Source organism: Planctomycetia bacterium, from assembly GCA_021413845.1.
Lineage (GTDB): Bacteria > Planctomycetota > Planctomycetia > Pirellulales > PNKZ01 > PNKZ01.
Map to the genome: position 1 here is coordinate 58880 of JAIOPP010000109.1, position 26132 is coordinate 85011.

Sequence of the window (26132 nt, forward strand, 5' to 3'; positions counted from 1 at the left end):
CCATCACGGAAGAAAGTCGCATGCCGGTTCGCGTCGATGTTGCGCTGGAGTATGAGCCGTTTCCGGTCGACGCCGAACGCTTGCGCCGCGCCGCTCGGATGATCGCCGGCGACCACGGCATCGAACGCGGCACGATCAGCATCGCGATCGTCGACGACCCTTCGATCCACGACATCAACCGCAAATTTCTCGACCACGACGAGCCGACCGACGTCGTCAGCTTCGCCCTCGAAGAAGAGCCGGGCTACCTCGAAGGAGAAATCGTCGCCAGCGCCGACACGGCAGCTCGAACCGCCGCGGAGCTGAAAGTGGCTCCAGCCGATGAACTGCTGCTGTACGTCATCCACGGCTCGTTGCACCTCGTCGGCCACGACGACCTCACGCCCGAGCCGCGCGTGCTGATGCGCGCAGAAGAGCGGAAGTATCTGGCTAAGTTCGACGTCGAATTGCCGAGCGCCGACGAAACGAAGTAGAATCTCGCACGAGACATCGTGCGGCTCGCAACGACGGTCTTGCCGGCAGCGCAAGCCGTCGGCCGTTGTTTATCGATGCTCGTTCACCGCTCGTTTGCCGCGGCTCCTCTTTCGCATTTCACCTGCATGTCGACCGAAAAAGCCGAAGCGCTGGTCTTGCGCGTCATCGAGTTCAGCGAGTCGTCGAGCGTCGTCACGCTCTACACGCGCGAGTTCGGCAAGATCAGCGGGCTCGCCAAAGGAGCGCGCCGGCCGAAGGGGCCGTTCGAGTCTGCCCTTGACCTCCTCTCGCGTGTTCGTCTAGTGTTCCTCCGCAAATCGTCCGATGCGTTGGATCTGTTGACCGAAGCCAAGTTGGAACGTCGGTTTCGATCTCACGCGACCGATCTTTCTTACCTGTACGGAGCTTATTACGTTGCGGAATTGCTGAACGATCTGACGCACGAAGGAGATCCGCATCCCGAGTTGTTCGACCTCGCGGTCGAAACGCTCGACGATTTAAGCACTGGAACTCATTCGGCAGGCATCATCGTCTTGCGATTCGAACTTTCCGCCTTGCGAATGTTGGGGCATTTGCCGTCGCTGCGCGAATGTGCGGAGTGCGGCAACGTCGTCGCGAGCGCGCGGCGCACGGCCTTCGGCTTAGCGTCGGGCGGAGTGTTGTGCGAAGCTTGTCGGCCGGGAAAGAAGCAGGTCGTGTCGTTGTCGAACGAAGCGATTGATTTATTGGAGACTTTTGCCGAGGAAGGCGAGTCGTGGCGGAGCCGCGAGATCGTCAGGCGCAATGCCGGAGAGATGCGAGGAGCGGTGAGCCAGTACATCGTCTACTTGCTCGGACATAAACCGAAGATGCACGAATATCTCGGCGTGCCCGACGCACAGCCGATCGCGAAATAAAGTAGAGTTCGACTTCACATCATTCTGCGGACGCACAAGGCATGGATGCCCGGCGGATATCGACGTTTTGGATCTTCGGCATTACGGCCGTCGCAGTGACGGCTTGCCGCGCGCCGGTCGGCGCAGCGAAGGATCCGTTTACCAGCGTTCCGCAGGCCGCCGCGAATGCGGCGCAAGCCCCGCCCGGCGCCCCGACGGCAGGCCCGCCGAAGGACGGAGTCGCGCAAGCGTCTTATTCGGACGCGACTCCCAACGAATCCTCGCCCGGCGTTTCGATTCAAGGGGCTCAGCTTGAAGAAGGAAAGCCCTCGTTTTGGGAACGAACGGCCAAGACGTTCTCGTCGGCCAACATCAAGTCGCAATATAAGAAGCTGATCGGGAAAGCGCCCGATGAAGCGCTCGCGAAGAAGCTGTACAACGAGGCGGACGAACTGTTTCGCGCGCAAAAATACAACGAAGCGGCGAGCAAGTTCGAAGATGCGGGCGAACGCTGGCCCGACTCGCTCTTGGAAGAAGATGCGCTGTATATGCAAGGCGAGAGCCTGTTCTTCGCCGATCGCTATCACGGCGCGCGCAATGCATTCGATACGTTGTTGAAAAAATACACCAACTCGCGGCATCTCGACCGCATCACCGCTCGGCAATTCCTGATCGGACGTTTTTGGGAACAGGCCGGTCGCGACAGCGCGACGTTCGCGCTCAACTTCACCGACAAGACCCGCCCTTGGTTCGACACCAAGGGAAACGGCATCAAGGTCTATGAGACCATTCGCCTCAGCGACCCGACCGGTCCGCTGGCCGACGACGCCCTCATGGCGCAAGCGACGAGCTACTTCATGGACAACCGGTTCGAAGACTCGGCCTACCACTACGAGATTCTCCGCAAAGATTACGTGCAGAGCGAGCATGTCACGCAGGCGCATCTCCTCGGCCTGCAAAGCTACATGAACGCTTATCAAGGCCCGCAGTACGACGTCATGCCGCTGAAGAAAGCCGAAACGCTCGCCGATCAAACGATTCGCATCTACGGCGGCCAGTTGCCGGCCGAGCGCCCCCGATTGCAACAAGCCAAGGAGCTCGTGCGGGCCCAGATCGCCGAGCGCGAATACGGCCTCGGCGAGTACTATCGTCGGCTCGATTACAACCGTGCCGCACGCGTTCACTACGCGAACGTCATCCGAGATTTTCCCGACACGCGCTTCGCCGAACTCGCGCAGCAACAGATCACGGCGACGGAGAATCTGCTTCCCGAGCCTCCCGACTATTTCCCTTGGCTGACGCGCATGCTCGGCCGCGACAGGCAAAACTAATGGCCGGCGCGGCGAGAACTTCATCCGCCGTGATCGTGCGTCGAGCCGTGGCCCTGCTTTCGGCCGTGTGCCTGCTCGGCTGCGCTCCGTATCGGATCGGCACCGATTCGCTCTACTCCTGCAAGATCCGCACGGTCTACGTTCCGATCTTCGAGTCGGCCTCGTTCCGGCGCAATCTCGGCGAACGGCTTACCGAAGCGGTGCAGAAGGAGATCGAGCGCCGCACCCCGTATAAAGTCGTCAGTTCTCCCGATGCCGATAGTATTCTGACGTGCAAGATTCTCACGGAAGCGAAGGGGGTGAGCGTCGAAGCGCCGACCGACGAACCGCGCGAGCTCACTTACTTTTTCACCATCGGCGTGAATTGGGTCAATCGCGACGGCGTCGTCATTCAAGAAATGACGCCGATCGCGCTCCCCGGCGCGCTCATGCAACTCATGAACACCAGCACGTTCTATCCCGAAGTGGGCCAGTCGATCAGCACGGCGCAGCAAGATTCGATGAACCGCATCGCTCGTCAAATCGTCGGGATGATGGAATCGCCGTGGTAAACGGCAGCCCGGTTCATTCGGCCCCGGTTCATTCGGCTTCGTTCTTGCGATAGAATCAACCGGATGAATTCTCCGCCGGTTACCCTTTGGCAACTTCGCACGCGCGCGATTTCGTGTCTGCGCCGGCCGCTTGTGATGGGCATCGTCAACGTCACGCCCGACAGCTTTTCCGATGGCGGACGTTTCGCTTCGACCTCGGCTGCGATCGAGCAGGCCATGCGCTTGATCGACGAAGGGGCCGACATCCTCGACATCGGCGGCGAGAGCACCCGTCCTTACGCCGTGCCGGTCGATGCCGACGAAGAATTGCGCCGCGTGCTCGATGTCGTCGGTGAAGTCGCCCACCGTACGACGGTGCCGATCTCGATCGACACGTCGAAGGCCCGCGTCGCGCGCGAGGCGCTGGCGGCCGGGGCCGAAATCATTAACGACGTGACCGGACTCGAAGGAGACCCGGCGATGCTCGACGTCGCCGCGGAGTCGGGTGCCGGCATCTGCGCGATGCACATGCAAGGGACGCCGCAGACGATGCAAATCGCGCCGCACTACACCGACGTCGTCGCCGAGATTCATGCCTATCTTCGCGCACGTCGCGACCACCTCACGTCGGCGGGCATCGCGCCGGAACGCATCGCACTCGACCCAGGCATCGGCTTCGGTAAGACGCACGAACACAACTTGACGCTCGTGGCCCATTGTCGCCGGTTTCTCGATCTCGGTTGCCCGCTCTTGGTGGGGCACTCGCGCAAGGGGTTTATCGGCAAAGTGCTCGCGGCCGAAAACGCTGCTTGGCGCGAGTCGGGCCGAACCTACGGCACGCTCGGCGTGTCGCTGGCATTGGCGGCGCAAGGGGTCCACATCCTGAGAGTCCACGACGTCGCGGCGACGCGCCAAGCTTTGGCGCTTTTCACCGCGGTCGCCGACGCGACATAATCCACTATCCGCTTGGTGGTTAAGGTTGCTCGCGAGCCCTGTTTTTCAGGCTCGCCGCGTGCTCGACCGACGTTGACGCACTGCCCCCTTTCGACGATACTCCGATTGGGCCATCTCATCTTGGGCATGGTGAGAAACGGCCGCGAATTTGCCGCTTGTTGCTGAGTTTGCTCCGACGATAGGACCGCTCGAAACCATGGCTATTGCCGAACCGACGGAAACCCGCGCCACCGACCTTCGCGACTACTGCGTCGCGGTCGCCACGCGCGCGCAAGCGGCCTCGGCCGAACTCGCGCTCGTCGCCGGTGCCGTGAAGAACGCTTGGCTTCGTCGCAGCGCCGTCGCGCTCCGCAGCCGGTTCGACGAAATCCAAACCGCGAACGCTCGCGACCTTGCCGCGGCCCCCGGTTACGGACTGACCGACGCCGCGATCGATCGCCTTAGGCTCACGCCGAAGACGGTCGAATCGATGGCCCGGGCGCTGGAAGAAGTTGCGGCGCTGGCCGACCCGATCGGCGAGACGATCGAATCGACCGTGCGCCCCAACGGCCTTGATATTCGGAAGGTGCGCGTCCCTCTAGGCGTCGTCTTCTTCATCTACGAATCACGCCCGAACGTCACGGTCGATGCCGCCGCCATTTGCGTGAAGAGCGGCAATGCCGTGATCTTGCGCGGAGGCAAAGAAGCGTTTCACTCGAACCGGCTGCTGGCCTCGATCCTCGCCCAGACGGCCGGCGAATCCGGTGTGCCGGTCGATGCCGTACAACTCGTCGACACGACCGATCGTGAAGCGGTCGGCGAGTTCCTGAAGCTCGACAAGCTGATCGACGTCGCCATTCCGCGCGGCGGCGAAAGCCTGATTCGGCGCGTCGCGGCCGAAGCCCGCATGCCGGTGATCAAGCATTTCGACGGCAATTGCCACGCCTACATCGACCCTTCGGCCGAGCTTGCGATGGCCGAACGGATCGTCGTCAATTCGAAGTGTCAGCGGCTGGGAGTTTGCAACGCGTTGGAGTCGCTACTGGTGCATTCGGCCGTGGCCGCGGAATTCATGCCGCAAATCGGCCGCGCGCTCGAGGCCCAAGGCATCGAGTTACGCGGCTGCGAAACCACGCGCAAGTTTCTTCCCCAAGCGAAACCGGCGACCGACGCCGACTACGGGGCCGAATATCTCGGACCGATTATTTCGATCAAAGTCGTCGACTCGCTCGACGAGGCGATTCGCCACATCAATCGCTACGGCTCGCGCCATACCGACGTGATCGTCACGAACGACCTCGCGGCGGCGCGCGAGTTCACCGCGCGCGTCGATAGCGCTGCGGTGATGGTCAACGCGGCGACCCGCTTCAACGACGGCGGCGAGTTCGGGTTGGGGGCCGAGATCGGCATCAGCACCGATAAGTTTCATGCCCGCGGCCCTTGCGGCCTGAAGGAACTGACGAGCTACAAGTACATCGTTTACGGCACCGGACAAATTCGCGAATAGCAGGCTGTGAACCAACGGGTTCACGGCTTGCGTATTCGCCGAAACTGCGTCGAGCAAGGAAGCTTCGATGAGTGGAGACGTTCTTAGTCAGGCGGAAGTGGAAAGCCTGCTCAGCGCGATGGAGCAGACCGCTCCGCGCGCCGCGGCACCGGCGCGTAAAGCGGCCCCGAGCGCCCCTCCGCCGAAACCGCGCGAGAAGGTCACCCCCTACGACTTCAAGCGTCCGGAGCGGGTCGGCAAAGAGCAGATGCGGGCTCTTCAAACCTTGCACGAAGGCTTCGGTCGCAACTTCGGCGCGGCCCTCTCGGCGATGCTGCGTTCGATCGTCGAAGTGAAGCTCACGAGCGTCGATCAACTCACCTATAGCGAGTTCGTATTCAGCCTCGAGAATCCGTCTTGCTTCAACTTATTGAAGGCGGAGCCGCTCGAAGGGCATCTGATTCTCGATATCAACCCGTCGATCTTATACCCGATCATTGATCGGATGCTCGGCGGGGGCAAAGAGCCGAACTCGCAAACGCGCCGCCCGCTGACCGAGATCGAGTTACGGCTGGTGCATCGCATTACGTCGCTCTATCTCGAAGAGCTGCGCAAAGCGTGGGAAAACGTCCTGCCGATTCACTTCGAGGTCGTGCGGGTCGAAAGCAATCCGCAGCTCGTGCAAATCGTACCGCCGAACGAAGTCGTGGTGCTCATCAGCTTCGAGCTCACGCTCGGCGAGTTGCGCGGCATGCTGAATCTCTGCATCCCGTTCAACTCGATCGAACGGATCGGCGGCAAGCTCTCATCGAACAGTTGGGTCAGCCCGTCGCGCAAAACGTCGACTCCCGAAACCGTGCAACGGTTGACGAAGAACGTGCGCGCGGCGCCGGTCGAGATGGTCGTCCTGCTGGCCGATACCACGATCTCGACGAAAGACCTGCTCGGGCTGCGCGTCGGCGACATCATCACGACGGAAAAAGACACCAAGTCGCCGCTGTTGGTCAGCGTCGAAGGGATGACGAAGTTTCGCGGCAAGGCAGGCGCCTTCAAAGGCCGCAAGGCCATTCGCATCGAAGACTCCGGCGAACCGGCGAAATAATAAACCGGCCGGCGCTTCGATCGTCTTGCGCGCTGCGCAAAAAAACGCTTCAGCGCGGAGGTTGGTCCACGCTGAAGCGGTTGGAATCATTCGGTTCTACTTCTGCTCCGGCTTCACGGGTAGCGGAAAGACTTCGCGAATTTTTCGTTCGACTTTGATCTCGCGGAGTGTTCCTTCCATGATCGTCGTCGGAACGAAACTCGGCGGGAACGCGCGGGGTGGAAACTCCTTGAACGTCGCCGCGAACTTAAAGACTTCGTCCATCGCGCCGTAGATCTGCCCCACGTGGTTCATCTGCCAATCCCAAAACGTGTTCGAGGTGATGTCGGCCCGCTCGAACGGGTCCTGGAACAGATTGAAGATCTTTTGCAGACGTAGCTTCGTAAAAGGCTCCGCCCAGACACCCAACGTCCCTGCCAATCGCTGTTCCGCGTACACGTACTTATAGTCCCCTTGTCGAAAGCCCACGAGGAGTCCGTCGTCGTCGGTATAAAAGAACGTATCGCGAGCGCTCTTGGCTCCGTTGTTCTTGCCCGCGGTTCCTGCGACCTTGCGCAAGAACTCCGATTGATCATGCCCGTCCAGATGCACCTTGTACGTGTTTCCGTTCGCCTCGTAGCCCTGTTTGCATTTCCCGACTATGTCGGGCTCGCCTGCTATGGAGCAAAGCGTGGGAAGCCAGTCGTTGTGGCTCATGAGTTGGTTCGTGACGGTGCCGGCCTTGATCTTGCCGGGCCAGCGCACTAGGCACGGAACACGAAACGCTCCTTCCCAATTGGTATTCTTCTCCGAACGAAAGTGCGTCGTCGCGCCATCAGGCCAAGTGTTCATATGCGGGCCGTTGTCGCTCGTATAGACGACGATCGTGTTGTCGGCGATCCCCAGGTCGTCGAGCGCCTTGAGGATCGTGCCGATCGTGTCGTCGTGCTCGAGCATGCCGTCGATGTATTCGCTGTCGCCGTGCTGATATCGCCCTCGATGCTCCGCGCGGACGTGCGTGCGCAGATGCATGCGGGTGCTGTTGAACCAACAGAAGAACGGCTTCTCCGCTTTGTGTTGCCGCTGCATATAGTCGATCGCCGCGGCCGAGGTCTCGTCGTCGATCGTTTCCATACGTTTCTTCGTGAGCGCCCCGGTGTCTTCGATCGTTTGCTTGCCGATCTTGCCGAAGCGCGGATCGACGGTCTCGTCGTCCACCTCGGTTGCCTTGCATTTCAATACGCCGCGCGGGCCGAACTTCGCAAGATACGCCGGATCCTTCGGGTAGTCGGGAAGCTCGGGCTCTTCTTCGGCGTTGAGGTGATAAAGGTTGCCGAAGAACTCATCGAAACCATTGACCGTCGGTAAGCTCGGGTTGCGATCGCCGACGTGGTTCTTGCCGAACTGGCCCGTCGCATAGCCGAGGCTCTTGAGCATCCCGCCGATCGAAGGATCGAGCTGACTCATTCCCATCGGCGCGCCGGGAAATCCGACCTTCGTGAGCCCGGAGCGGATGCCGTGCTGACCGGTAAGAAACGCCGCGCGCCCGGCCGTGCACGATTGTTCTCCGTAGTAATGGAGAAACTTGAGGCCTTCGTTAGCGAGGCGATCGATATGCGGTGTCTCGTAGCCCATCAGGCCACCGCTGTAGGTGCTGATGTTGCTGACGCCGATATCGTCGCCAAAGATGACGAGAATATTCGGCTTCTGTTGAGCCTCGACGGCTCCGCAGACGGCGATTGCCGCCGCGCAGACGAACGAAGCGAGCCGTGTGGATCTCGGCCTGAAATGCTGTTTCATGGTTACGTCCTTTCCATAAGAATCGCGATCTGGATCAGTCTTACGGAATTCAATGCTGAAAAGGCTTGATCTCATCGCAGTTGCGAACCGTCCGTTGACCGGAAACAGATACGCAGTTCGCGGCCCCCATTGCGCTCGCATGATAAGATATTTCGAGGGGCATTGCGGCGAATAAGAGCCCTTCGACGACTACCTCAATTCGACAGTTGCCCACTCGATCGTACCCGAGAATTCGAATGCTTGTTTTTAGGTGAATTCCACGGCGGAGCCGCTGCCATGCCGACCTACTTGAAGCCGATGTCGTCGAGCGGCTGCTCCACAGAGCAGAAAATGCTCCGGCAGTCGAAGCAGTTCCGACTTATGTCAAGCTCATCGTGCCGAGTACGGCCGATTGCCAGCGAGCGCTGCGGCGGCAGAGTTGGGTGACGACTTCGATCAACGTTTCGCGATCGATCGGCTTCAGCAGATAGTCGTCGGCACCGAGTTCGACTGCCGCGGTGATGCGGTCGAACGACGAATGGGCCGTAATGAAGACGACCTGCGTCCAAGCGTTGCGCCGTTTGGCGAAGCGGAGCAGCTCGAGGCCGTCGAGTTGCGGCATCTCGATATCGCTGAGCACGATATCACAATGATGATCTTCCAGCCACTCGAGCGCTACGAGGGGATCGGTCTCGGTGTGCAACTCGACCTCGTCGTGCATCTCGAGCGTAAGCACGGTTCGCAGCAAGCGAATCATCGCCGGATCGTCGTCGACCAAGAGAATCGTTAGTTTGCGCGCCGAAAAGTCTCTCATCGCCGAACCGCCCTCAAGACACCGAAGATGGGATGGGCTCGCCAGGCGCAAGCCCGTCGAAACTCTACTTCATTTTTCTCCCTTAAGTGAGGGAAATCACTCCGAATGCCCGAGCCGATCTTGACCGTTTCGACCAAATTCTGGTCGATTACTCCCTGGCGGTAAGAATACCGTAAGTCATTGCCCGACGGTCACTTGCCGTCGCACATCGCCTGAGCGACCGTGCGGAATACCCTAGGCCCAAGGTGACGCGACCTCGGACGACGGCAACGAAGTGGGCGGAGATGGAACCCGCACACTTATTCGAGGCCCGCGCCATGGAGATTCGGCTTTGGACAGCACGCCCCGCCCAGGGCCCAACCCGAACGACCCACTCGCCGCAGGCGTGCCGTTGCCTCACGGTGCCGACGGTGGCCCGACCGACGAATCGCTGGCTGCCTCCGCGGCGCGCGAAGGCTCCGACGGTCCGGCCTTCGTCGCGCTCGTCGAACGATTTCGTCTCCGTGTGTGGCACATCTGCTATCGGCTGCTCGGCAACGAAGCCGATGCCCACGACGCTGCGCAAGATGTCTTCGTCGCGCTGTTCGTGCAACGAGGAAAGTTTCGAGGCGAGGCGAAGTATTCGACCTGGGTGCATGCCGTGGCCGTGCGAACGTGTCTCATGTTGCGTCGCAGCCGCGGTCGGCGGCTACGACGCGACGGCGGCCAAACCGGAGCCGATCTCGACGCACAACCGACGACACGGCCGACGCAAACCGGCGACGCCAAACTCGACCTGACGCAGATGCTCGACATTCTCGACGAAGAAGATCGCGCGCTCGTGCTCCTCAAATATGCGGAAGGTTACGAATACGAAGAACTCGCCGTGATCTTCGAATTGTCGGTGAGCGCGTGCAAGATGCGCGTGAGCCGAGCGAGGGAGAAGATCCAGGCACGATATGGGAACGAATAGTGAGAATCATAGGTCCCGCGAAATCGCAAGCGAGTAACGATGTCGAACTGAACGCTTCTATCTCTTTTGGTTTCTAGCTTCTGACTTCTAGTTTTACCCTCATGTCCGATTTATTCGATCAACTTGCTCGCACGCCCGTGCCTCCTCCTCCGGCGGCGCTCGATCGGCGCGTGCATGAACGGTTGAATTACATCCTGCTCGCGCTGCACGTCGTCGAATTCGCGATCAGAGTCGTCCCTTACGGCCTAGCCTGGTTCGCCCGCGGAATCCTCGGCTGGCTGCATGTCGCAAGCACGGGCACGCAGATCGTCGAAAGCCGACCGCGAGAAATCATCGACGACAATAAGAATAATTTGTGACGCGGAACCGCGGCACGGCAACAACTATTCAGCAGCGTCGTTCGAGAAGGTCGGAAACGCTTTTTAATACTTCGAGAGGGTTCTTTCGGGCAGGGTCGGAACATTTCTTTTTCAGAAGGAGTTAGGTCATGTTTGCTTTCGATTTCTCCAACATCAACACTTGGAACGAAGCGGTCAGCGCTAGTTTCATGAAGACATACTTGCAGTTCGCCCAGCTCGCGCCCAACGTCGTCGCGATGGTCGTGCTCCTTGTCGTCGGCTACTTCGTCGCTCGCGTGCTCGATCGGGCCGTGTCGGCCTTGTGCCATTCGCTCGGCTTGCAGAAAGCCGCCGAACGGGGTGGGCTCGTCGACTCGATGAAGCAAGTCGGCATCGCTCGCACCTTGCCCGAGATCGTCGGCCGGGTCGTGTTTTGGTTGACCTTGTGCGTGTTTCTCTCCGCCGCATTCAAAGTGCTCGGGCTCACGGAAGTTTCCGATACGGTCGATCATCTGATCGCTTACGTGCCGAAGCTATTCATCGCGATTGCGATCGTCGTCGTCGGATTGCTCGTCGCCACGCTCATCCGCGGCATCGTCGCCACGAGTGCCGATCGGGTCGGCATCACTTATGCCGAGCATCTGGCGAACGCTTGCTATTACATTCTCGCGCTGATGACGTTCCTCGCGGCGGCCGAGAAGCTCGACATCAATTTCAAACTCTTCGAGCAGATGATCTTGATCGCTTTCGCAGCGCTGGCGCTCGGTTTCGGCTTGGCGATCGGACTCGGCGGACGTGAAACGATGGCCGGCATTCTCGCAGGCTACTACACACGTCAACGCTTGCAGAACGGCGACCGTGTGACCGTGGCCGGCATGGAAGGGGTGGTTCGCGACGTGGGCCCGGTGTCGACGACGATCGAGACCTTCGAAGACGGCCTCATTAGCCGCCACAGCGTGCCGAACGTGAAGATGATCAACGAAGCGGTGCGCTAACGCTTCGCTGGCAAATCACTCTCAACAAGTTAAGGCCGACGTCGATCGAACTCTTCGATCGACGTCGGCTGTTTTTATTTTTATTGCGTGCGCTGGAGGAGCAGTCGGTCGAGTGCCGCAAGACGCACATTCCACGGAGGCTCGGCATTCTTGCCGCTGCTTCGTGCGGCCGACCACCAATCGTAAACAACCTCAACGACCCCCGGCCGCGCCAGTAGTTCGTTGCCCCACGCTTCGGCTGCTTTCGCGAACAGCGCCGGCCCCTCGACGGAAACGACCTCCAAATCGGCGGCGGCTTCCAGCAGAGCCGGAAGCATTGCCGCGCCGACGAGTTCGAGAGGCGAGGCCGATCGGATCGGCTCGACCGGTTCGAGTTGATCCGTCGCCAGCTGACTGACCAGCCACGCTAGCCGAACCGTTTCCGGAAGTTCGCCGATCGGGTTCGCCAACACCGCCTCGAACCGGACGACGTTCGTCGCCTGATACGCCGCACCTCCGCCGCCGGTAAGAGGCGCGACGAGTGCCACGGTTGCCGACTCGACGATCAAGCTCGCGTCGGTACGTCGGCCGACGCCGGCGAGCAAGCCCGGCCCTCGCGCTTCCCACAGTTCGCGCAAGGGGCCGGTGCGCAACCGAAGCTCTTCGAGGATTTGCGGCTGAGCTTTTAGGTATTCCCGTTCGCAAGCGCCCAGCAACCCGACGAGGCGGGGTGTGAGAGCGTCGGCCCTAGCTCGGCCGAAAAGCTTTGTGAGAACCGTGTGAGCGAGATCGCGAGGTGCGTTGAAACTCGGTGCGAGTGCTACGAGCTGTGTGAAAAACGGCTGCGGGTCGATCTGCTCGGCCGTGAGAAACGACGCGAGCGCCACCACTTCTTGCGTCAGCGGGGTCGCCGTAAAGTCGGGCTCTTGCAAGGCCCAGGTTTCTCGTGCGACGGCGTAGTAGCAAGCGGATCCGAGCCCGACGTGCCAGCGGAGTTGAGTCGTCATAAAATTTTACTCAGCCAGGTCGAGAACCGGTCGACCGCCGGCGAAAGTCGGTTAAGATAAAACGCCTTTCGACGTTGCAAGAACTTATCGCTGCTTCTCAACGTAGATTCTACGTTACGCAGCTTTTCGAGCATGCCGCTCGTCCCGATCGTCTAGGAGCCTCCAAAGAAAATGCTGGACCAACAAGTTGCCCCTTGGACGACCGGTGATGCCGCCGAATTGTACGACGTCGATCGCTGGGGAGCAGGATACTTTTCGGTCGGGAAGTCCGGCAACCTCCTCGTGCATCCGACGAAAGACAAGTCGCGCGCGATCGACTTGAAGGAACTCGTCGACAATCTGCAACTTCGCGGCATCGACTTGCCGATCTTGGTCCGCTTCGGCGACATTCTCAAGCACCGGCTCGGCGAAATCCACGAAGCGTTCCAGCGCGCGATCAAGGAATACAACTTCAACGGCAAGTATTGCTGCGTCTATCCGATCAAGGTGAACCAGCAGCGGCAAGTAGTCGAAGAAGTGCTCGAGTACGGTAAGCCGTACAACTTCGGGCTCGAAGCCGGCTCGAAGCCGGAGCTCATGGCGGTCGTCGCGATGGCCGACAACGACACGCCGATCATCTGCAACGGCTTCAAAGACGCCGAGTTCATTGAGATGGCGATGCTCGCGCAGAAGATCGGCAGGCAGATTATTCCGGTCGTCGAGAAGTATACCGAGCTGCAACTCATTCGCCATTATGCCGCCAAGGTCGGCGTGCGCCCGCAATTCGGCATTCGCGTGAAGCTGGCGGCCAAGAGCACCGGCCGCTGGCAAGGCTCCGGCGGCTACCGCTCGAAGTTCGGGCTCACGGTCAGCGAGATTCTCCGCGCGCTCGACGAACTCAAGCGCGACGGCATGGAAGATTGCTTCAAGCTCCTCCACTTCCATCTCGGCAGCCAGATTCCGAACATCCGACACATCAAGCAAGCGCTCAACGAAGCGGCGCGGATCTACGTCGACCTTCATGCGCGCGGCGCCGGCCTGCAATATATCGACGTCGGCGGCGGCCTCGGGATCGACTACGACGGCTCGCAAACCAACTTCGAATCCAGCACCAACTACACCCTGCAAGAATACGCCAACGACGTCGTCTACCACATTCAAAGCTTGTGCGACGACGCGAAGGTGCCCCATCCGACGATCGTTTCCGAAAGCGGTCGGGCCGTCGTGGCATACCACAGCGCGCTCATCTTCAACGTGCTCGGCGTTTCCGGACTCGGAGACGAAGAGATTCCGCAGCAGCTTCCGGCGGACCTCGAGCAGCCGCTCGTCGATCTGCACGACACCTATCGCAACGTCTCCGCGCGCAATTTGCTCGAAGCGTATCACGATGCACAGCAAGCGCTCGAACTGGCGATGAACCTGTTCAGCGGCGGCTATCTGCCGCTCGATCAGCGCAGCTTGGCCGAGAATTTGTTCTGGGCCATCTGCCGCAAGATTCAGAAAGCGGCGAAGCAGCTCGAGTTCGTTCCGGAAGACTTGCAAGGCTTGGATGCGCTCTTGAGCGACACCTACTTCTGCAACTTCTCGCTCTTTCAGAGCATGCCCGATAGCTGGGCGATTAAGCAGTTGTTTCCGGTGATGCCGATCCATCGCCTCGCCGAACAGCCGACGTCGAACGCCGTGCTCGGCGACATTACTTGCGACTCTGACGGCAAGATCGATCAGTTCATCGATCGTCGCGACGTGAAGCGCACGCTTCCGTTGCACAAGTTCAACGGCGAGCCCTATTATCTCGGCACGTTCCTCATCGGGGCGTACCAAGAAATCCTCGGCGACATGCACAACCTGTTCGGCGATACGAACGCCGTACACGTCGGGCTGTCGGCGACGGGCGAAGTGGTGCTTGAAACCGTGATCGACGGCGACACGGTGCGCGAGGCGCTCGAATACGTCGAGTTCGACGTGAACGTGCTCCTCAAGAAAATGCGCACCGACGTCGAATCGGCAGTGCGCGAAGGCCGACTCGACTTCCAAGAGTCCGGCAAGCTACTCCGCTTCTACGACGAAGGCTTGCAGGGCTACACTTATTTGGAAGACGCGAACTAAGCTCTTCTCCCCGAAGGAGAAGGGTCAGCCCGCCAAGCGGGTGATCTGGTCGGTTTCCAACTCCGCAACATCCGTCGCGCGATATCGGTACTGCATCACGTAAGCGTCTTCCGTCGTGTCGTCGTAGAAATCTCGCAGCACGCTGACGGCCTTGAAGCCTTGCGAGCGGAAGAATAGTTGCGCGTCGAGGTTCGTCTCGCGCACTTCGAGCATGATGCGGCAGCGGCGCTGCGCCGTCAGTTTGCCGACGAGCTTCGAGAGCATTCTCGCGCCGACGCCCGAGCGACGATGCGCCGGGTCGACCGCGAAGTTGAGCACGTGCAGCCGGTTCTTATGCAGTTCATAGATCATGTAGCCGACGACGCGGTCGTTCAGCTCGGCGACCATGCCGATGCAGTTGCGCTGACGCAAGCAGCGGATGAATTCTTCTTCCGACCACGCAAACTCGAACGTCTCGGATTCGATCTGAAGAACGTCCGCCATATCGCGGCGAATCATCCAACGAACGTGAAAACCGACTTGTTGTCGGGCGTTGCTCATACCGGCCTCCTTCCATGGCGGCCGACGTGAACCGACGGCGTCCGGCGACGCTCGGTCAGGTCGGAACTGCACGCTTCGATTTCGCTCCGCGGCATCGATTCGTGCGGAGGCGTAGGGTATCGGAACGCTCGGGACGCGCCAAGATCGATCCACGACGACGCCCGCGCGACGCAACCATGGTGCTACGCGGAGACTTGCGCCGATTCGCTAAAGGCCGCGCGAGGCGATGAGCCCCTGCCCGAGCTTCAAGGTTCGCTCGCGCACGCGGCGCAGGCTCGGATGCACCCGACAACCGACCATCGTCGCCAAGATGATCCAGCCGACGATTTCGGGCCGCAACAGCAAAATCCAGGCGATGCCGGCGAGCATTCCGTAAAGCTGCGGAAAGCGCAACGCTCCGTCGGCTCGTAAGAACAACCAGACTAGAAAAGCGACGACGGCGCACAATGCCGGCAGCAACAGCAATCGTCGGGCGAGCGTTTGGTCCCAATCGACCGTGCGCAGGTCGAGCTGCGACGAGTCGCCACGAATCACGGCATAGGTCGCCCCGCGCGCATCGAACGACAGCGAGTTCCAAAGCCGCGTCATGTCGTCCGGCGTTCGACCGGCCGCAGCGGAAGCCTTCGCTTGGAGTTCGAGGCCGGATTGCTTTTTATCGGAAGCATCCAGCGCATCGCGCCAAACACGGCGGAGCGCTTCGTTTCGTTCGACATCGAGCCGCTCGGCAAGCTCGCGGCGCACCTCGGATCGGCGGGTTAAGATCGGCGCGAGCCAACCCAAAGCGGAAGCCGAGCCATCGGCTGCGAGATCGGTGCCGACGTCGTCGAGCGCCGAGAGCCGCTCTTGGAGCGTCCGTTCGAGCGTCGTGCCATTGATGTCGTCGATGCGCGACGTGGCATCGAAAGCATCGGCTGAAATCGTCCAAATGGTCCGCTCGGCGCGAAGCTGCTCCCAGCGGGGCACCACGACGGCGGAGCTTCCTTGCCACGCGGTCTCTTCGGAAGCAGCGCGGCGATAGAGCACTTCGATCCAATGCGGCATCTGGTCGGAAACGAAATTCACGCGCCATGCGGCATCGCCGGCCGGCAGCAACGTCGTCGCGCCGCCCCCGGCGGTGGCATAGAGGATCTGCATTTCCGGCGGCAACTGCAACGTGCCGTAGCTCGCGCCCGCCGGCTCGACGAGAAACGAGCTCGCACCGAAATAGGCTCCGCCGCTCTGTCGCAATACGCGATGTTCGGCCAAACGAATATATGGCCGACCGTTCCCGCCGCGCATCGTGCGCAGCACGGCTTGCGGGCGAGGTCCGGCGACCCGAAACGTCTCGAACTCCTCCGCGGAAGAAGCACGCCCACCGGCAACCGGCAACTCCGCGGCACTTAGCTGCGAAGTTTCCCAACGTATTGAATTGGCTCCGGCGTGTTTCGGCAAGCGGAAGAAATGCGTAACTCCGCTGAAGCGGCGGAGCAAGACAACCGGCAACGGCTCATCGCGGCGCACATCGACCAGCCCTGCACGAACGGTGAACTCGAATCGGCCGGTGATCGCTTGCCGCGGCCGAAGCAATAGCCGGCGCTTCGTCGACTCGCGCGACGTAAGCACCTCGTACGGCATCGACGGAACGATCGCCAACGGAGTCGCCACTTGCGGCGGAAGCTCCAGGCTGATGTCGTCGAGCAAACCTTGCTGGACATCGATCGTCGTTTGCAAGTCGTATTGCCAGCCGGCTCCTTCGGGCACATAGGTCGAGATGAGCCGAGCCGTTGCCTGGCGAGGGTTTTCGGTGATCTTCAGAATTCCTGACGGTGCTTTGCCGTCGAGACGAAGCACGATCGCGGTGCGTGCCGACACCGACGCGAGTTCGTTTCCTTCAACTTTCTGCGGCGTGATTTCCACCAGCTTATCGACGGCGACGAGCACCTCGGGCAAGCGTGCGATGCGCACGATGCGCTCCATCGACACGGCCTTCCCCAGCGTGAGCAGCGGCAGCGACAGTTCTCCCGTCGCCGACGGCAAGATCCGACCACGAAGCGTCAGGCGATGCTTGCCTCCTAGCGGAGCACGCAGGAAGACGAGTAAAGTTCCTTTATCGTCGCGCGACCAGCGGCCGGCTTGCCCGGCCGACTCGTCGTCGGCTTCGGCCACGACGATCGAATCGACTTCCAGATTCTGCGGCGCTTGCAATTCGTGGTGGTAGATCAAACCGTCCTGCACATCGACGTCGGCCTCGAGCAAAACTTCGATCTGTCGCCGACCGGCAATCAAGGTCTCGACCTGACGAACCGAAGTCTTCGCCGGCTTCGGCCTGACCGAGAGCGCCCAATCGACTTCCGAGGCGGTACGCTCGAATGCGGTCTGCGGCATCACTGTCTCCGGCCCCCAGACCTTGATGAATTCCGGGACCGCGATTCCCTTCGTCCCCGCACCTACGACGACGGAAGAGGTGAGCAGCGGATCGACGCTCACGGCGAATAACTTGAGGCCGGGCAACTCCTCGGCTAATCGCAGCTCGGGAATGCGCAGTCGGCCGATGCTCGTCGAACCGGTGAGCAAGAACGAGACTTCGACTCGCTCTTCTTTGACGATGGGCCGGGTGAATTCGACCCGAATGCGTTGACCTACCGTCGCTTGTTCGGAGGTGATCGGCGTCTGTTCGACGTCGCTGATGAGCGAGCCCGGATTGCGCTTCGGCAACCACTGCAGCCGTGGGTCGGCAAGCAAGAAGACTTCCTTCAAGCCTCCGGCCGGCGGACGAATAACGAGGCGATAGTCGACCACGACGGAGCCCGGCCGCACCTTGAGCCACATCAGCCGATCGATCGAGCTTCCTGCCGTAGCGCCGATGGGAGCATCATTCCAATGCAGCGCGAGCTTATCAGTGGGCAGCAACCGCACGGTCGCTTGGCGTTTGTCTTCCGACCATACGAGCGGGTCGGCCGCTTGGGCGACCCCGAGACTCGCCAACGGTGCGGGGAGCGCGATCTTCAGCACGGCATCATTCAATCTCGGCACGGCGATGCTTACGCCGGCGCCGATCGGAGCCGACTTCGCGGCCGGCTTAAAGATGATCTCCAGCCGACTCGGACCTGCTTCGAGCGCTTCATAGGTAAACGATTGCCCATTGGCCGAGCGGCGCACATCGATCAACCGCCCGTCGGCAAGACCGGAAGCAGGAGTCGTGTCGTTCGGAACACCGAGCGGGATTGAAATTTGCGCGGGAGCTTGCAGCACGCTCAATTCGATCACGGCGCGAAGTTCCGAAACCACTAGTCGCGATAGCTCGGCATCGCGCGCGAGCGAAATGCCGTATTCGGCCTTCCGCAGCAGAGCGCCGGAAGGCTTGCCGGAATTCGAGCGCTCGGCATCGGCTTGAAGTTCTTGAAGCAAACGCTCGGGAACTTGGTATCGATCGCCGGTCGGCTTGCCTTGCGCATCGACGGGAATAAAGATCGGAACGGCGGGCCGCAGCGGAGCCGCCGGAGCGACCGGCCCGGGCGACGCGGAGGCTGGAGGCGAGATCGTCGTACCGGAAACCGGAGGGGCGAGGATCACTTGAGCCTGAGTAGGCGCAGCGAGCAAGCTTAACGACGCCACGCACATCAGCAGCGGCGCGGCCGTGCGCGGCACCAAAGGACGCGAATGCGAACGGACGACAGCCGGCTCGACTGCGACTCCTAAGCCGGTCGAACGCGACCGCCGGCGCGACGGCAAGATCAACGCGACGACGATGCCGCCCACGAGCCCGATGAGCGCCGAGGTGGCGAAGACCCCGATCCACTCTGGAAGCGCCAGGGCTGCGGCTGCGATGGCAGCGAGTACAGGTAGCAGATAACGGCGCCGGGCTGCCGACCAACCGCGACCGATGACGAACGCAATGACGACGACGGCGAAGGCGATCGTCGGGGGAATTTCGCGGCGAATGATCCAGAGGCCGCGTGTCGTCGCCGGAGTCGCCAAGACGTAGTCTTGCCCGGGGGGCAAGTCGGCAATCGCCGGAGCGGGCTCATCGACGTGCGGCCATGCCGAAGACGGAACCGTTTTCCACATTGCGATCGAAAGAGGAAGCTGCGGCGTCGTCGCGGTATCGGACGTCGGCAGTGCAAAGACGCGCAATCCGTTTTCACGCTCGTAGGCTGTGTTGGAATCGGTCGTCAGCAAGAGCCCGAGGCGATCTTGTGCGACGATAAGGCTCGATTCACCCAGTAAACGCCGACCGAACAGCAAAGGATCGGCATCGACGACGATCGGCATCGCGATCGGCGTAGAGGCGACGATGCCGACTCGGGCGAGCCCTGGCGCGTCGAACCGCAACGGAGGTTGATCTGCGGAGCGACGTCGCTCGACTTCGACCCACAGCTCGGACCAAGTCGGCACGACGGGGTTCTTGGCCCGTTCGCCGGCGACGACTCCGAGCATCCTTACGAGCGGCGCGGTGTCGATCGCTTCGCGTCTTAAGGGAAACTCGCCGAGCGTGAGCGGCGTGTCGAACGTGGTCGATTTCTCCGGCGGCACCAGCGGACCAAGCAATTTGCGCAACGTCGATTGCCGGTTGCGCGCCTCGATCGATTGCAAGGCGGCATCCGTCGGAGCGTCGTAGGCGAGCGGCAACGTCATGTCACGCGTCGTTCGCAAGATCGGCACATCGACCGAGAGCTCGGCCAGCTCGATCAGCTTGATACTGCCGGCCGTGAAGTCGGCGGTCGTGTATACGACCTCGGCCGTCAGCGTGCCCAATGCGTCGGGCAAAGGGATACGGGCCGAAGTCCGGCTGTCGGGCTCGATGTCGCGGCCGGCGATGCGGATCGTCGCTAGCCGATAATGGTCGGGCACATCGATTCGGACATGTCCGGGCGCGAAGGTTTGCAGGAATAACAACGCGCGATGCGCAAGCCGGCGATCGGCGACGTAATCCGAATGATAGCGCAGCTCCCAGACGACCGCTCGCGGAACCGTCGACGACGACGCCGCGCGTACGACGGACAATGCCGGAGCAGTACCATCGTCGGTGTGGGCGGGATCGTAGCGAAATGCGCCGCGAATGCGCGCCGCGGCGATGGCCGCAGCGCTCGGCATAGGCATGTTCGCCGCATCGACCGGGAGCGGCTTAAGAGTTCGGTTGCGAATCTCGATCGGCAGAACGGCGTCGGCGGAGATCGAGACCGTCCCCTCTTGCGTTTCGGCATCTTCGATCGATGCCAACGTGACGCCGACCGCCTCTTTCCACGGAGTCGTGCGGATCGCGGTCAGGACGGCGTCGCCGGTCGGTGGGCGGCGGAACGTGATGTCCCAAAGTTCGATGTCGGGCGAGGCGACACCTTCGTTTTGTTTCACCCGTTCGGCGATGATCTGCCCGCGCCGCTCGTCGCCGAGCGACCATTCGATGCTTCCCGACTTCGCCGGCTCCAAGCGAACTCGCACACGGCGCAGCGGGAGCTTCTCCGGGTTGCGAAGTTGAATGTCGTAACGCTCGGTAAGTTCGCTCGACGTGACGCTCGCCGCGATCTTCGTCTCCGCATTCAGACGCAGCGTGCGCGGCTCGACATCTAGGCGCCAATTCTCGACCGAGTTGCGCAGATCGAGCAGATAGTCGGCGCGAAAGTCGCCGAGCAACTCGCGGCGCAACGGATCAAGCTTCGCCAAGCTGATCGCCGCGGTGCTTTCGTCTTCTTGATGAAGCTGCAACTTGAGTGCGTTCTCACAACGCACGGCCACGATCGGGTCTCGATTTTCGACCGCCGTGAATTCGACGAAGCGCAGATCGTCGCGAGTGAATTCATCGCCGCTGTTGTGATGCTTCAAACGACCGGCAATCGTGACTCGGAGCGGCCGTTCGGGCGACAACGGCTGCGCAAACCGCAGCGACAAGATACGCTTCCCTTGTTGCGACTCCGACAAGGCCCAATCGCGGAGAGCCGTCGAAGGGACCGTGGCGACGGAGTCGACGATCCACTTCGAAGGAAGTTCGGCATCGAGATGAAACCGGTCGCCGAACTCCACACGCACTTCCGAGCGCAACTCGGCGAGAATTTCTTCGTCGAACATTTTCAGAAGCGTGACACCTGTCGCGCGAACCGGCCGATCCATTCGCTCGAGTAGTAGCTCCGCGGTCGCGTCCGGAGTGAAACATTGCAAGTCGATCGCTTCGCCCGAACGATTGCCGGCGAGCGGGACGGGACTCGAGAACGAACAGTCGCGAGGATCGATGCGCACCAGTTGCAACGGCGACGGAACGGAGAGGGTGAAGACCGCCTGCTGCCAAAACAAACCAGGTGTGCGGAGAATCGGCAACGTGATTCGCCGACCGACGACGAGCGGCGCCACGGCCTTGAGGAACAGCGTTCGATTCGCTCCCTGCAATGCTCGATCGAATTCGATCGTAATCTTTTGTCGGCCGCCGGTCGGCGCGGGAGCCGCGATCCACGACAGACGCCGATCCGTCAGGCGTGCATCTACTAACGTCAACGTCGGATCGAAGTTGAGCTCGATCTTATCGAGAGGCGACTGCAAGGCATCGATGCGAAGCTGCGCCGTGACTTCAACGCCGCGCTCCGAAAACTCATAGGCCACTTCCTGACGCACCAAGTTTTGCTGGCCGACCAGAGCCGGGTCTTTCCGTTTCGCCAAGCGCAGCTTGAGCCTGCCGCCGGCCGAACGGATATTCCAAACGTTCATCCCATCGACGGCCGATACGGGCCCTTCGACGACATAGTCGCCACGTTGCACATCGAATGTCGCCGGCAGCCGAAGCGAGAGAGATGTCGCTGCGCAGGGGGGCGTATCGAGCGGAATCAGGATTCCTTCCGATGCGTCGCGCACGGTTCGGAGCTTCCAATCGAAAGCCAGCACGCCGCTGCGCTCGACCAACACCAACGGATCTCCTTCGGCGGTGCTGCCGAACTGCGCGACTTCGCCCGAGGGAGACCAACGAGCATTGGCAACGCTCGGCGACAACGGCGACAGCCGAATCGATTGCATTCCTTCGCCGTCGTGACGGAGCGTGAACTCAGCGGTCCCCTGGAGTTGCGAATCGCCGTCGAAAGTCGCTTGCCAGCGACACTCGACGATCTGTTCCTTCGTCGGCGCGACGGAAGTCGCGACGGTGGCGAGCGCTTTCTTGGCAAGTTCTTCGAAGTCGCGCGCGGCGATCGGCACGTAGCGCTCGTTCTGAAACGGCCAGAGATGAATTTGATCGAGCGGTGCGAACACGCGGCGGAAGCGGGGAACGTCGTCGGCCGAAGATTCCGCGGCCCGCGATGCACTGCACCAAGCCGCTACGACGTAGACGATGACGACCGCTGCTCCGTGTCGCGCCGAAATTCGCCGTTGCTGTTCGCGACCGGTCATCCGGATGTCCCCGACCCAGAGGCCGATACCGGAATGTCGATCGCGGCCGTCGACGCAGGCGGAGGAACGAATGCGGCTGTGATCTTCGTGCGTGCCGAACTGCCCGGCACGGCCGATCCCGAATCGTTCTTCCTAGGAACGGCGCGTCCGTGTCTGCGCACGAAATTGCGATCGAGCAACAGAGCCGTGAAAGCGAGGACCGCGCCGAGAGTCGCGCCTTGAATGGCGATCGGTGCGAAGCCGGGAAACATGGCGCCGCCGGCAGCCACGCCGATCGCCAGCAAGATCAAAAGCGCCGGATGACGAAGCCACGTGAAGTAGAGCAAACACAAACAATAGACCAACACGATGCCCGACGCACCGAGCACGATGACCGTGCGGCGAACGGTCGTGGCGGAGAATTCCGGCGCCGCGCCGAAACTACTGAAGAGATAAACGTTGGCTCGTTCGGGAAGCGGAGTTTCGTGGCGCGCGCCGCACCAGTTCTCTAAATCGGCTTGCGAGAGGGGTGGGCGACGGACCAAGAAGATGCCGTCCCAAGTCCAGGTATATTCCGGAACATAAGCGTCGGAAGCATCGAGCAAGTATTGATCTGCGACCAGCGCCACTTGGCGATACACGTTGCGTACGGCGGCGACGTGCTCGATCGTCGGTGGATCGAACGTGGCCCAAGGGCCGAGCTCGGTCGCCACGACACGATAACGCAAATCAAGTACGAACTCCCGCTCGCGAGCGTTCGCGGGGAGGCGCAGCACCAAGCTGCGTTGCGAGATCGGCTCGGCGAAGTCGGCGATCGAACCGTTCACGGTCGCCGTCGCACCCGTAGCGCCGGCGGGAAGGCGAAGCTCGACCGTCGGGGCGCTCGAGGTGAAGCGAAACACGGCCCGTTCTTGACGAACCGAGCCCATCATGATCGTTTGAATCCAAAGCCGCTCGACGAGCGCATCGTTGGTCGGGGCCGGGTCGTCCCAGCGAACACCAAGCATCGTCTCCGGGCCGGCGGCCGCAGAGCGAAGCACGAGCTCTCGACGAGCGCCGGTGGTCGTATCTTGTTTATCGGGAGCTTTGCGCCAAGTTTCGTCGAAGTGCTGGATCGTGAGGCCGGGAACCTCGACGATGCGCAATTCATTTTCGTCGAGCTCGCCATCGACCGGCGCAAGGAGCGGAATGCGGAGTGCGACGCTGGCTTGCGCCACCGCTTGCTCTTCCGGAATCGGATAGCTTGCCGTGATGTCGAACGTGCCGAGCCGCGCAGTCGGAAGATGTACGCGAATGCGTGCGGGCTTATTCGGGTTGCCCGCGTCTTCTTCGACGACGACCCAAGAGATCGGCTCGCCGGCGAGTTTCAATTCCAGTCGACCTTTATCGGTGAGCCGAATGGGGACGTCGAATTCCAGCGCGTCGAGCCGCTCGCGCGTCACGATATACGTGAAGGTCTGTCGCGCTTGTCCTCCCTCGCGCGAAAGAGTCAGCTGCGAGTTCGCACGGACATGGATCCGACGCGACAGGGAACGAACATCGGCGGTGAAAGTCGCATCGGCCGAATCGGCGGAATAAGACCAAGAACTTCCGCCACCGGCCGATTTCACGTCGCTCCGCTTGCGGCGCGTGAGGCCCGTATGCAATGAGTCTCGTGGCGAAAGTTCGACGTTGTCGGCAGCTTCGACGGTGAACGTCGCCGGGCCGACGACGTTCGCTTGCGGTTTGGGGAGCGCGAGCGAGATCGATTTTACATCGGCCGGAAGCTCGCGATGCGCGCGTATCTTGATTTCGAAATCGCCGATCGAGGGCTGCAGCAACGCGATCGTCAACGGATCCGACTGCCCGAGTACAACGGCTTTCGTATTAACGATCTCGGCCGGCCCGACTTCATCGACTTGCCAATCGAGCATCTGGATCGGCAACGCGAAGACCTTCGCACCGCCGACCCGATATTTGAGCTTGGCCGTAAGGAAGGCGCTTTTGGGGGTGATATCGACGACATATTCGGGATCGATCGAGACGCGCGTCTCGCGCGGCACGAGCCGAGCCAGCAGCGAAAACGGACGACCGTAATACTCGAAGATCGAGGCCCCTTCGCGGCCGCGCAGAAACTCGGGAGCCGCATCGACTTGGCGCACGCGGCTGCGCTCGCCCCAAAGAATTTGCCAGTCCCCTTCGACGACGACCCCGAGAAAGCCCCACTGGCGCACGGCGTCGAGCACTTCGAAGCCGCCGAAGTCGAACATGTTTTGGCCCCCCTTCGATTGCTCGAGCGAGCGGAGGGCCTTGAGTTTCACGGTCATCGATTTCGCCGAACCGGAAATGCGGCGAACTTCGACGACGACCGTACGATCGGTTTTCGATTTCGGCGGCTTCTGCGTAAATTCGATATCGGCGAGCTTTTCTTCCACCAACACGGACGACGGCGGAAGCTGAACCTGGAACCGATCGAACTCGCCGCCGAAACTATTGACGGTCATCTCCGTTTCATACGAGATGCTGCGCGCATCGACCACGGCGAGGACGTCGGCCTTGGCTTCGAGCAACACTTGAATGCGGCGCGAAGCGCTTTCGATGACGCCCCAGGTGAGTTGAAACGCTCCGCCGACTCCCGACGCTTTGATACGGCTCCCCTTCGGCTCGGCCGCAACGGAATCCAACACGGCTCCCGTCGAGACCTGCGCGACGACGTTGACTTCCGGCACCGCCAGCGCCAGCGACGAAGTCCACGCGCGCGGCAAGCTCAATCGTAACCGATGCTGACCGGAAACCTGCTCCAAAGCCGTGACGGTCTTCAACGTGATTTCGTGCGGTTGGTCCCCGGCTCCTTGCAGCCACACGGCATATTCACGGCGCTCGGCATCGAACTGCAGCGCGAACTTACCCGGGCCTTTGTAGTCGGCTTGCTTCTCGAGCACCGCTCCTTGCAAGTCCAGCGGCACGCGAACCCAACCGGCGGCGTCGACGAAGACGACGAACTTCACGTCGATCCGCGCATAGCGATCGTCGGCGGTGCCCGTCGCCGCGAGGGCTTCGAATCGGTAGTCGGGCTTGCGACGTTCCGTAGCTGCTTCATCGCGCCGACGGATCATCTGCTCGAACTCTTCGAGCGAGAACCCAACGACCGGCTGCAAGTTGCCTCCCTTATTCAGGAAGTAATACAGCGACGGCTTCGCTTCCATCGCACTCGGCGGTTGGTCCGGCGCGGGTAAAGTGATGGCCGGTGGGACCGGTGGCGAAGCCGGGGCTGGTGCCGGCGGGGTCGGCGAAGGAGCTTGACCCTCTGTGGACACGGGAACTGGAGCGGGAACGATTGCCGGGGCCGGAGCGCCGGAGGCGGGTTTCGCCGTACCAGCGTCGGGAGTTTGCTGAGCCGAAGCCGTCTGCGGCGCGAACGGGCCGAGCGCAAGCAACATCGCGATCGACAGCAAGAAGGGCCCGAGCGTTCGAGGTGGCGACTGCACGATCGGAAGTACCGCTTGCTTGGCAATGAGTCGCTGAAGCGACGAGATGTGGAGGCCTGACGACGCATGGACGTAGAGCCATCGAGGTCGGCCACCGAGATAGTTGCCGAGCACTCTCAACACTTGCCGCTCATCGACGAGAG

At 61.3% G+C, this 26132-nt stretch carries 17 protein-coding genes; 11 read left to right on the top strand and 6 right to left on the bottom strand.

The window, feature by feature from the left end; genetic code table 11:
* Positions 1 to 20: 20 nt before the first annotated feature.
* The 7 genes from ybeY (at position 21) to fliM (ending at position 6731) form a co-directional block, all read left to right on the top strand.
* Positions 21 to 473: an rRNA maturation RNase YbeY gene (gene ybeY, locus K8U03_19910; protein MCE9607157.1), complete on the top strand. Its 453-nt coding sequence runs from the start codon at positions 21 to 23 to the stop codon at positions 471 to 473.
* Positions 474 to 599: 126 nt separating this feature from the next.
* On the top strand, positions 600 to 1370 hold the full coding sequence (gene recO / locus K8U03_19915) for a DNA repair protein RecO (GenBank protein MCE9607158.1): 771 nt from the start codon (positions 600 to 602) through the stop codon (positions 1368 to 1370).
* 41 nt (positions 1371 to 1411) lie between these two features.
* On the top strand, positions 1412 to 2680 hold the full coding sequence (bamD, locus tag K8U03_19920; protein ID MCE9607159.1) for an outer membrane protein assembly factor BamD: 1269 nt from the start codon (positions 1412 to 1414) through the stop codon (positions 2678 to 2680).
* Positions 2681 to 2709: 29 nt separating this feature from the next.
* A complete protein-coding gene (locus tag K8U03_19925) occupies positions 2710 to 3231 on the top strand; it encodes a hypothetical protein (GenBank protein ID MCE9607160.1) in 522 nt (173 codons plus the stop codon).
* Positions 3232 to 3366: 135 nt separating this feature from the next.
* Positions 3367 to 4164 (top strand): dihydropteroate synthase, encoded by a 798-nt coding sequence (gene folP, locus K8U03_19930; GenBank protein MCE9607161.1) that lies wholly within the window; start codon positions 3367 to 3369, stop codon positions 4162 to 4164.
* Between the two features lie 196 nt (positions 4165 to 4360).
* Positions 4361 to 5650: a glutamate-5-semialdehyde dehydrogenase gene (locus tag K8U03_19935; protein MCE9607162.1), complete on the top strand. Its 1290-nt coding sequence runs from the start codon at positions 4361 to 4363 to the stop codon at positions 5648 to 5650.
* Positions 5651 to 5717: 67 nt separating this feature from the next.
* Entirely contained in the window at positions 5718 to 6731 is a 1014-nt protein-coding gene (gene fliM, locus K8U03_19940; GenBank protein ID MCE9607163.1) for a flagellar motor switch protein FliM, read from the top strand.
* Between the two features lie 96 nt (positions 6732 to 6827).
* Here the strand turns inward: fliM and K8U03_19945 are convergent, their stop codons facing one another.
* Both K8U03_19945 and K8U03_19950 read right to left on the bottom strand, forming a co-directional pair.
* Positions 6828 to 8510 carry an arylsulfatase gene (locus tag K8U03_19945; GenBank protein ID MCE9607164.1) on the bottom strand — a complete coding sequence of 561 codons (1683 nt, stop codon included), beginning with the start codon at positions 8508 to 8510 and terminating at the stop codon, positions 6828 to 6830.
* A 358-nt stretch (positions 8511 to 8868) separates the two neighbouring features.
* A complete protein-coding gene (locus K8U03_19950; GenBank protein ID MCE9607165.1) occupies positions 8869 to 9303 on the bottom strand; it encodes a response regulator in 435 nt (144 codons plus the stop codon).
* Between the two features lie 331 nt (positions 9304 to 9634).
* On the opposite strand from K8U03_19950, the gene K8U03_19955 reads away from it, so the two are divergent.
* The 3 genes from K8U03_19955 to K8U03_19965 all read left to right on the top strand — a co-directional run bounded on the left by K8U03_19955 (position 9635) and on the right by K8U03_19965 (position 11588).
* A complete protein-coding gene (locus K8U03_19955) occupies positions 9635 to 10255 on the top strand; it encodes an RNA polymerase sigma factor (protein MCE9607166.1) in 621 nt (206 codons plus the stop codon).
* Positions 10256 to 10356: 101 nt separating this feature from the next.
* Entirely contained in the window at positions 10357 to 10614 is a 258-nt protein-coding gene (locus K8U03_19960; GenBank protein ID MCE9607167.1) for a hypothetical protein, read from the top strand.
* 128 nt (positions 10615 to 10742) lie between these two features.
* The gene (locus K8U03_19965; GenBank protein MCE9607168.1) at positions 10743 to 11588 is read left to right on the top strand and encodes a mechanosensitive ion channel; all 846 of its coding nucleotides are present in this window, start codon (positions 10743 to 10745) and stop codon (positions 11586 to 11588) included.
* Between the two features lie 80 nt (positions 11589 to 11668).
* Here K8U03_19965 and K8U03_19970 read toward each other — a convergent pair whose 3' ends face one another.
* Positions 11669 to 12574, bottom strand: coding sequence for a hypothetical protein (locus tag K8U03_19970; protein MCE9607169.1), 906 nt, complete (start codon positions 12572 to 12574; stop codon positions 11669 to 11671).
* Between the two features lie 171 nt (positions 12575 to 12745).
* Between K8U03_19970 and speA the strand changes: the two genes are divergently transcribed.
* A complete protein-coding gene (gene speA / locus K8U03_19975) occupies positions 12746 to 14659 on the top strand; it encodes a biosynthetic arginine decarboxylase (protein ID MCE9607170.1) in 1914 nt (637 codons plus the stop codon).
* A 24-nt stretch (positions 14660 to 14683) separates the two neighbouring features.
* Here the strand turns inward: speA and rimI are convergent, their stop codons facing one another.
* The 3 genes from rimI to K8U03_19990 form a co-directional block, all read right to left on the bottom strand.
* A complete protein-coding gene (gene rimI / locus K8U03_19980; GenBank protein MCE9607171.1) occupies positions 14684 to 15157 on the bottom strand; it encodes a ribosomal protein S18-alanine N-acetyltransferase in 474 nt (157 codons plus the stop codon).
* A 249-nt stretch (positions 15158 to 15406) separates the two neighbouring features.
* Complete coding sequence (locus K8U03_19985; protein ID MCE9607172.1) at positions 15407 to 22543, bottom strand: hypothetical protein; 7137 nt, start codon at positions 22541 to 22543, stop codon at positions 15407 to 15409.
* Positions 22540 to 26112, bottom strand: coding sequence for a hypothetical protein (locus tag K8U03_19990; protein ID MCE9607173.1), 3573 nt, complete (start codon positions 26110 to 26112; stop codon positions 22540 to 22542). The genes K8U03_19985 and K8U03_19990 overlap by 4 nt, the downstream gene beginning before the upstream one ends.
* Between the last annotated feature and the right edge of the window lie 20 nt (positions 26113 to 26132).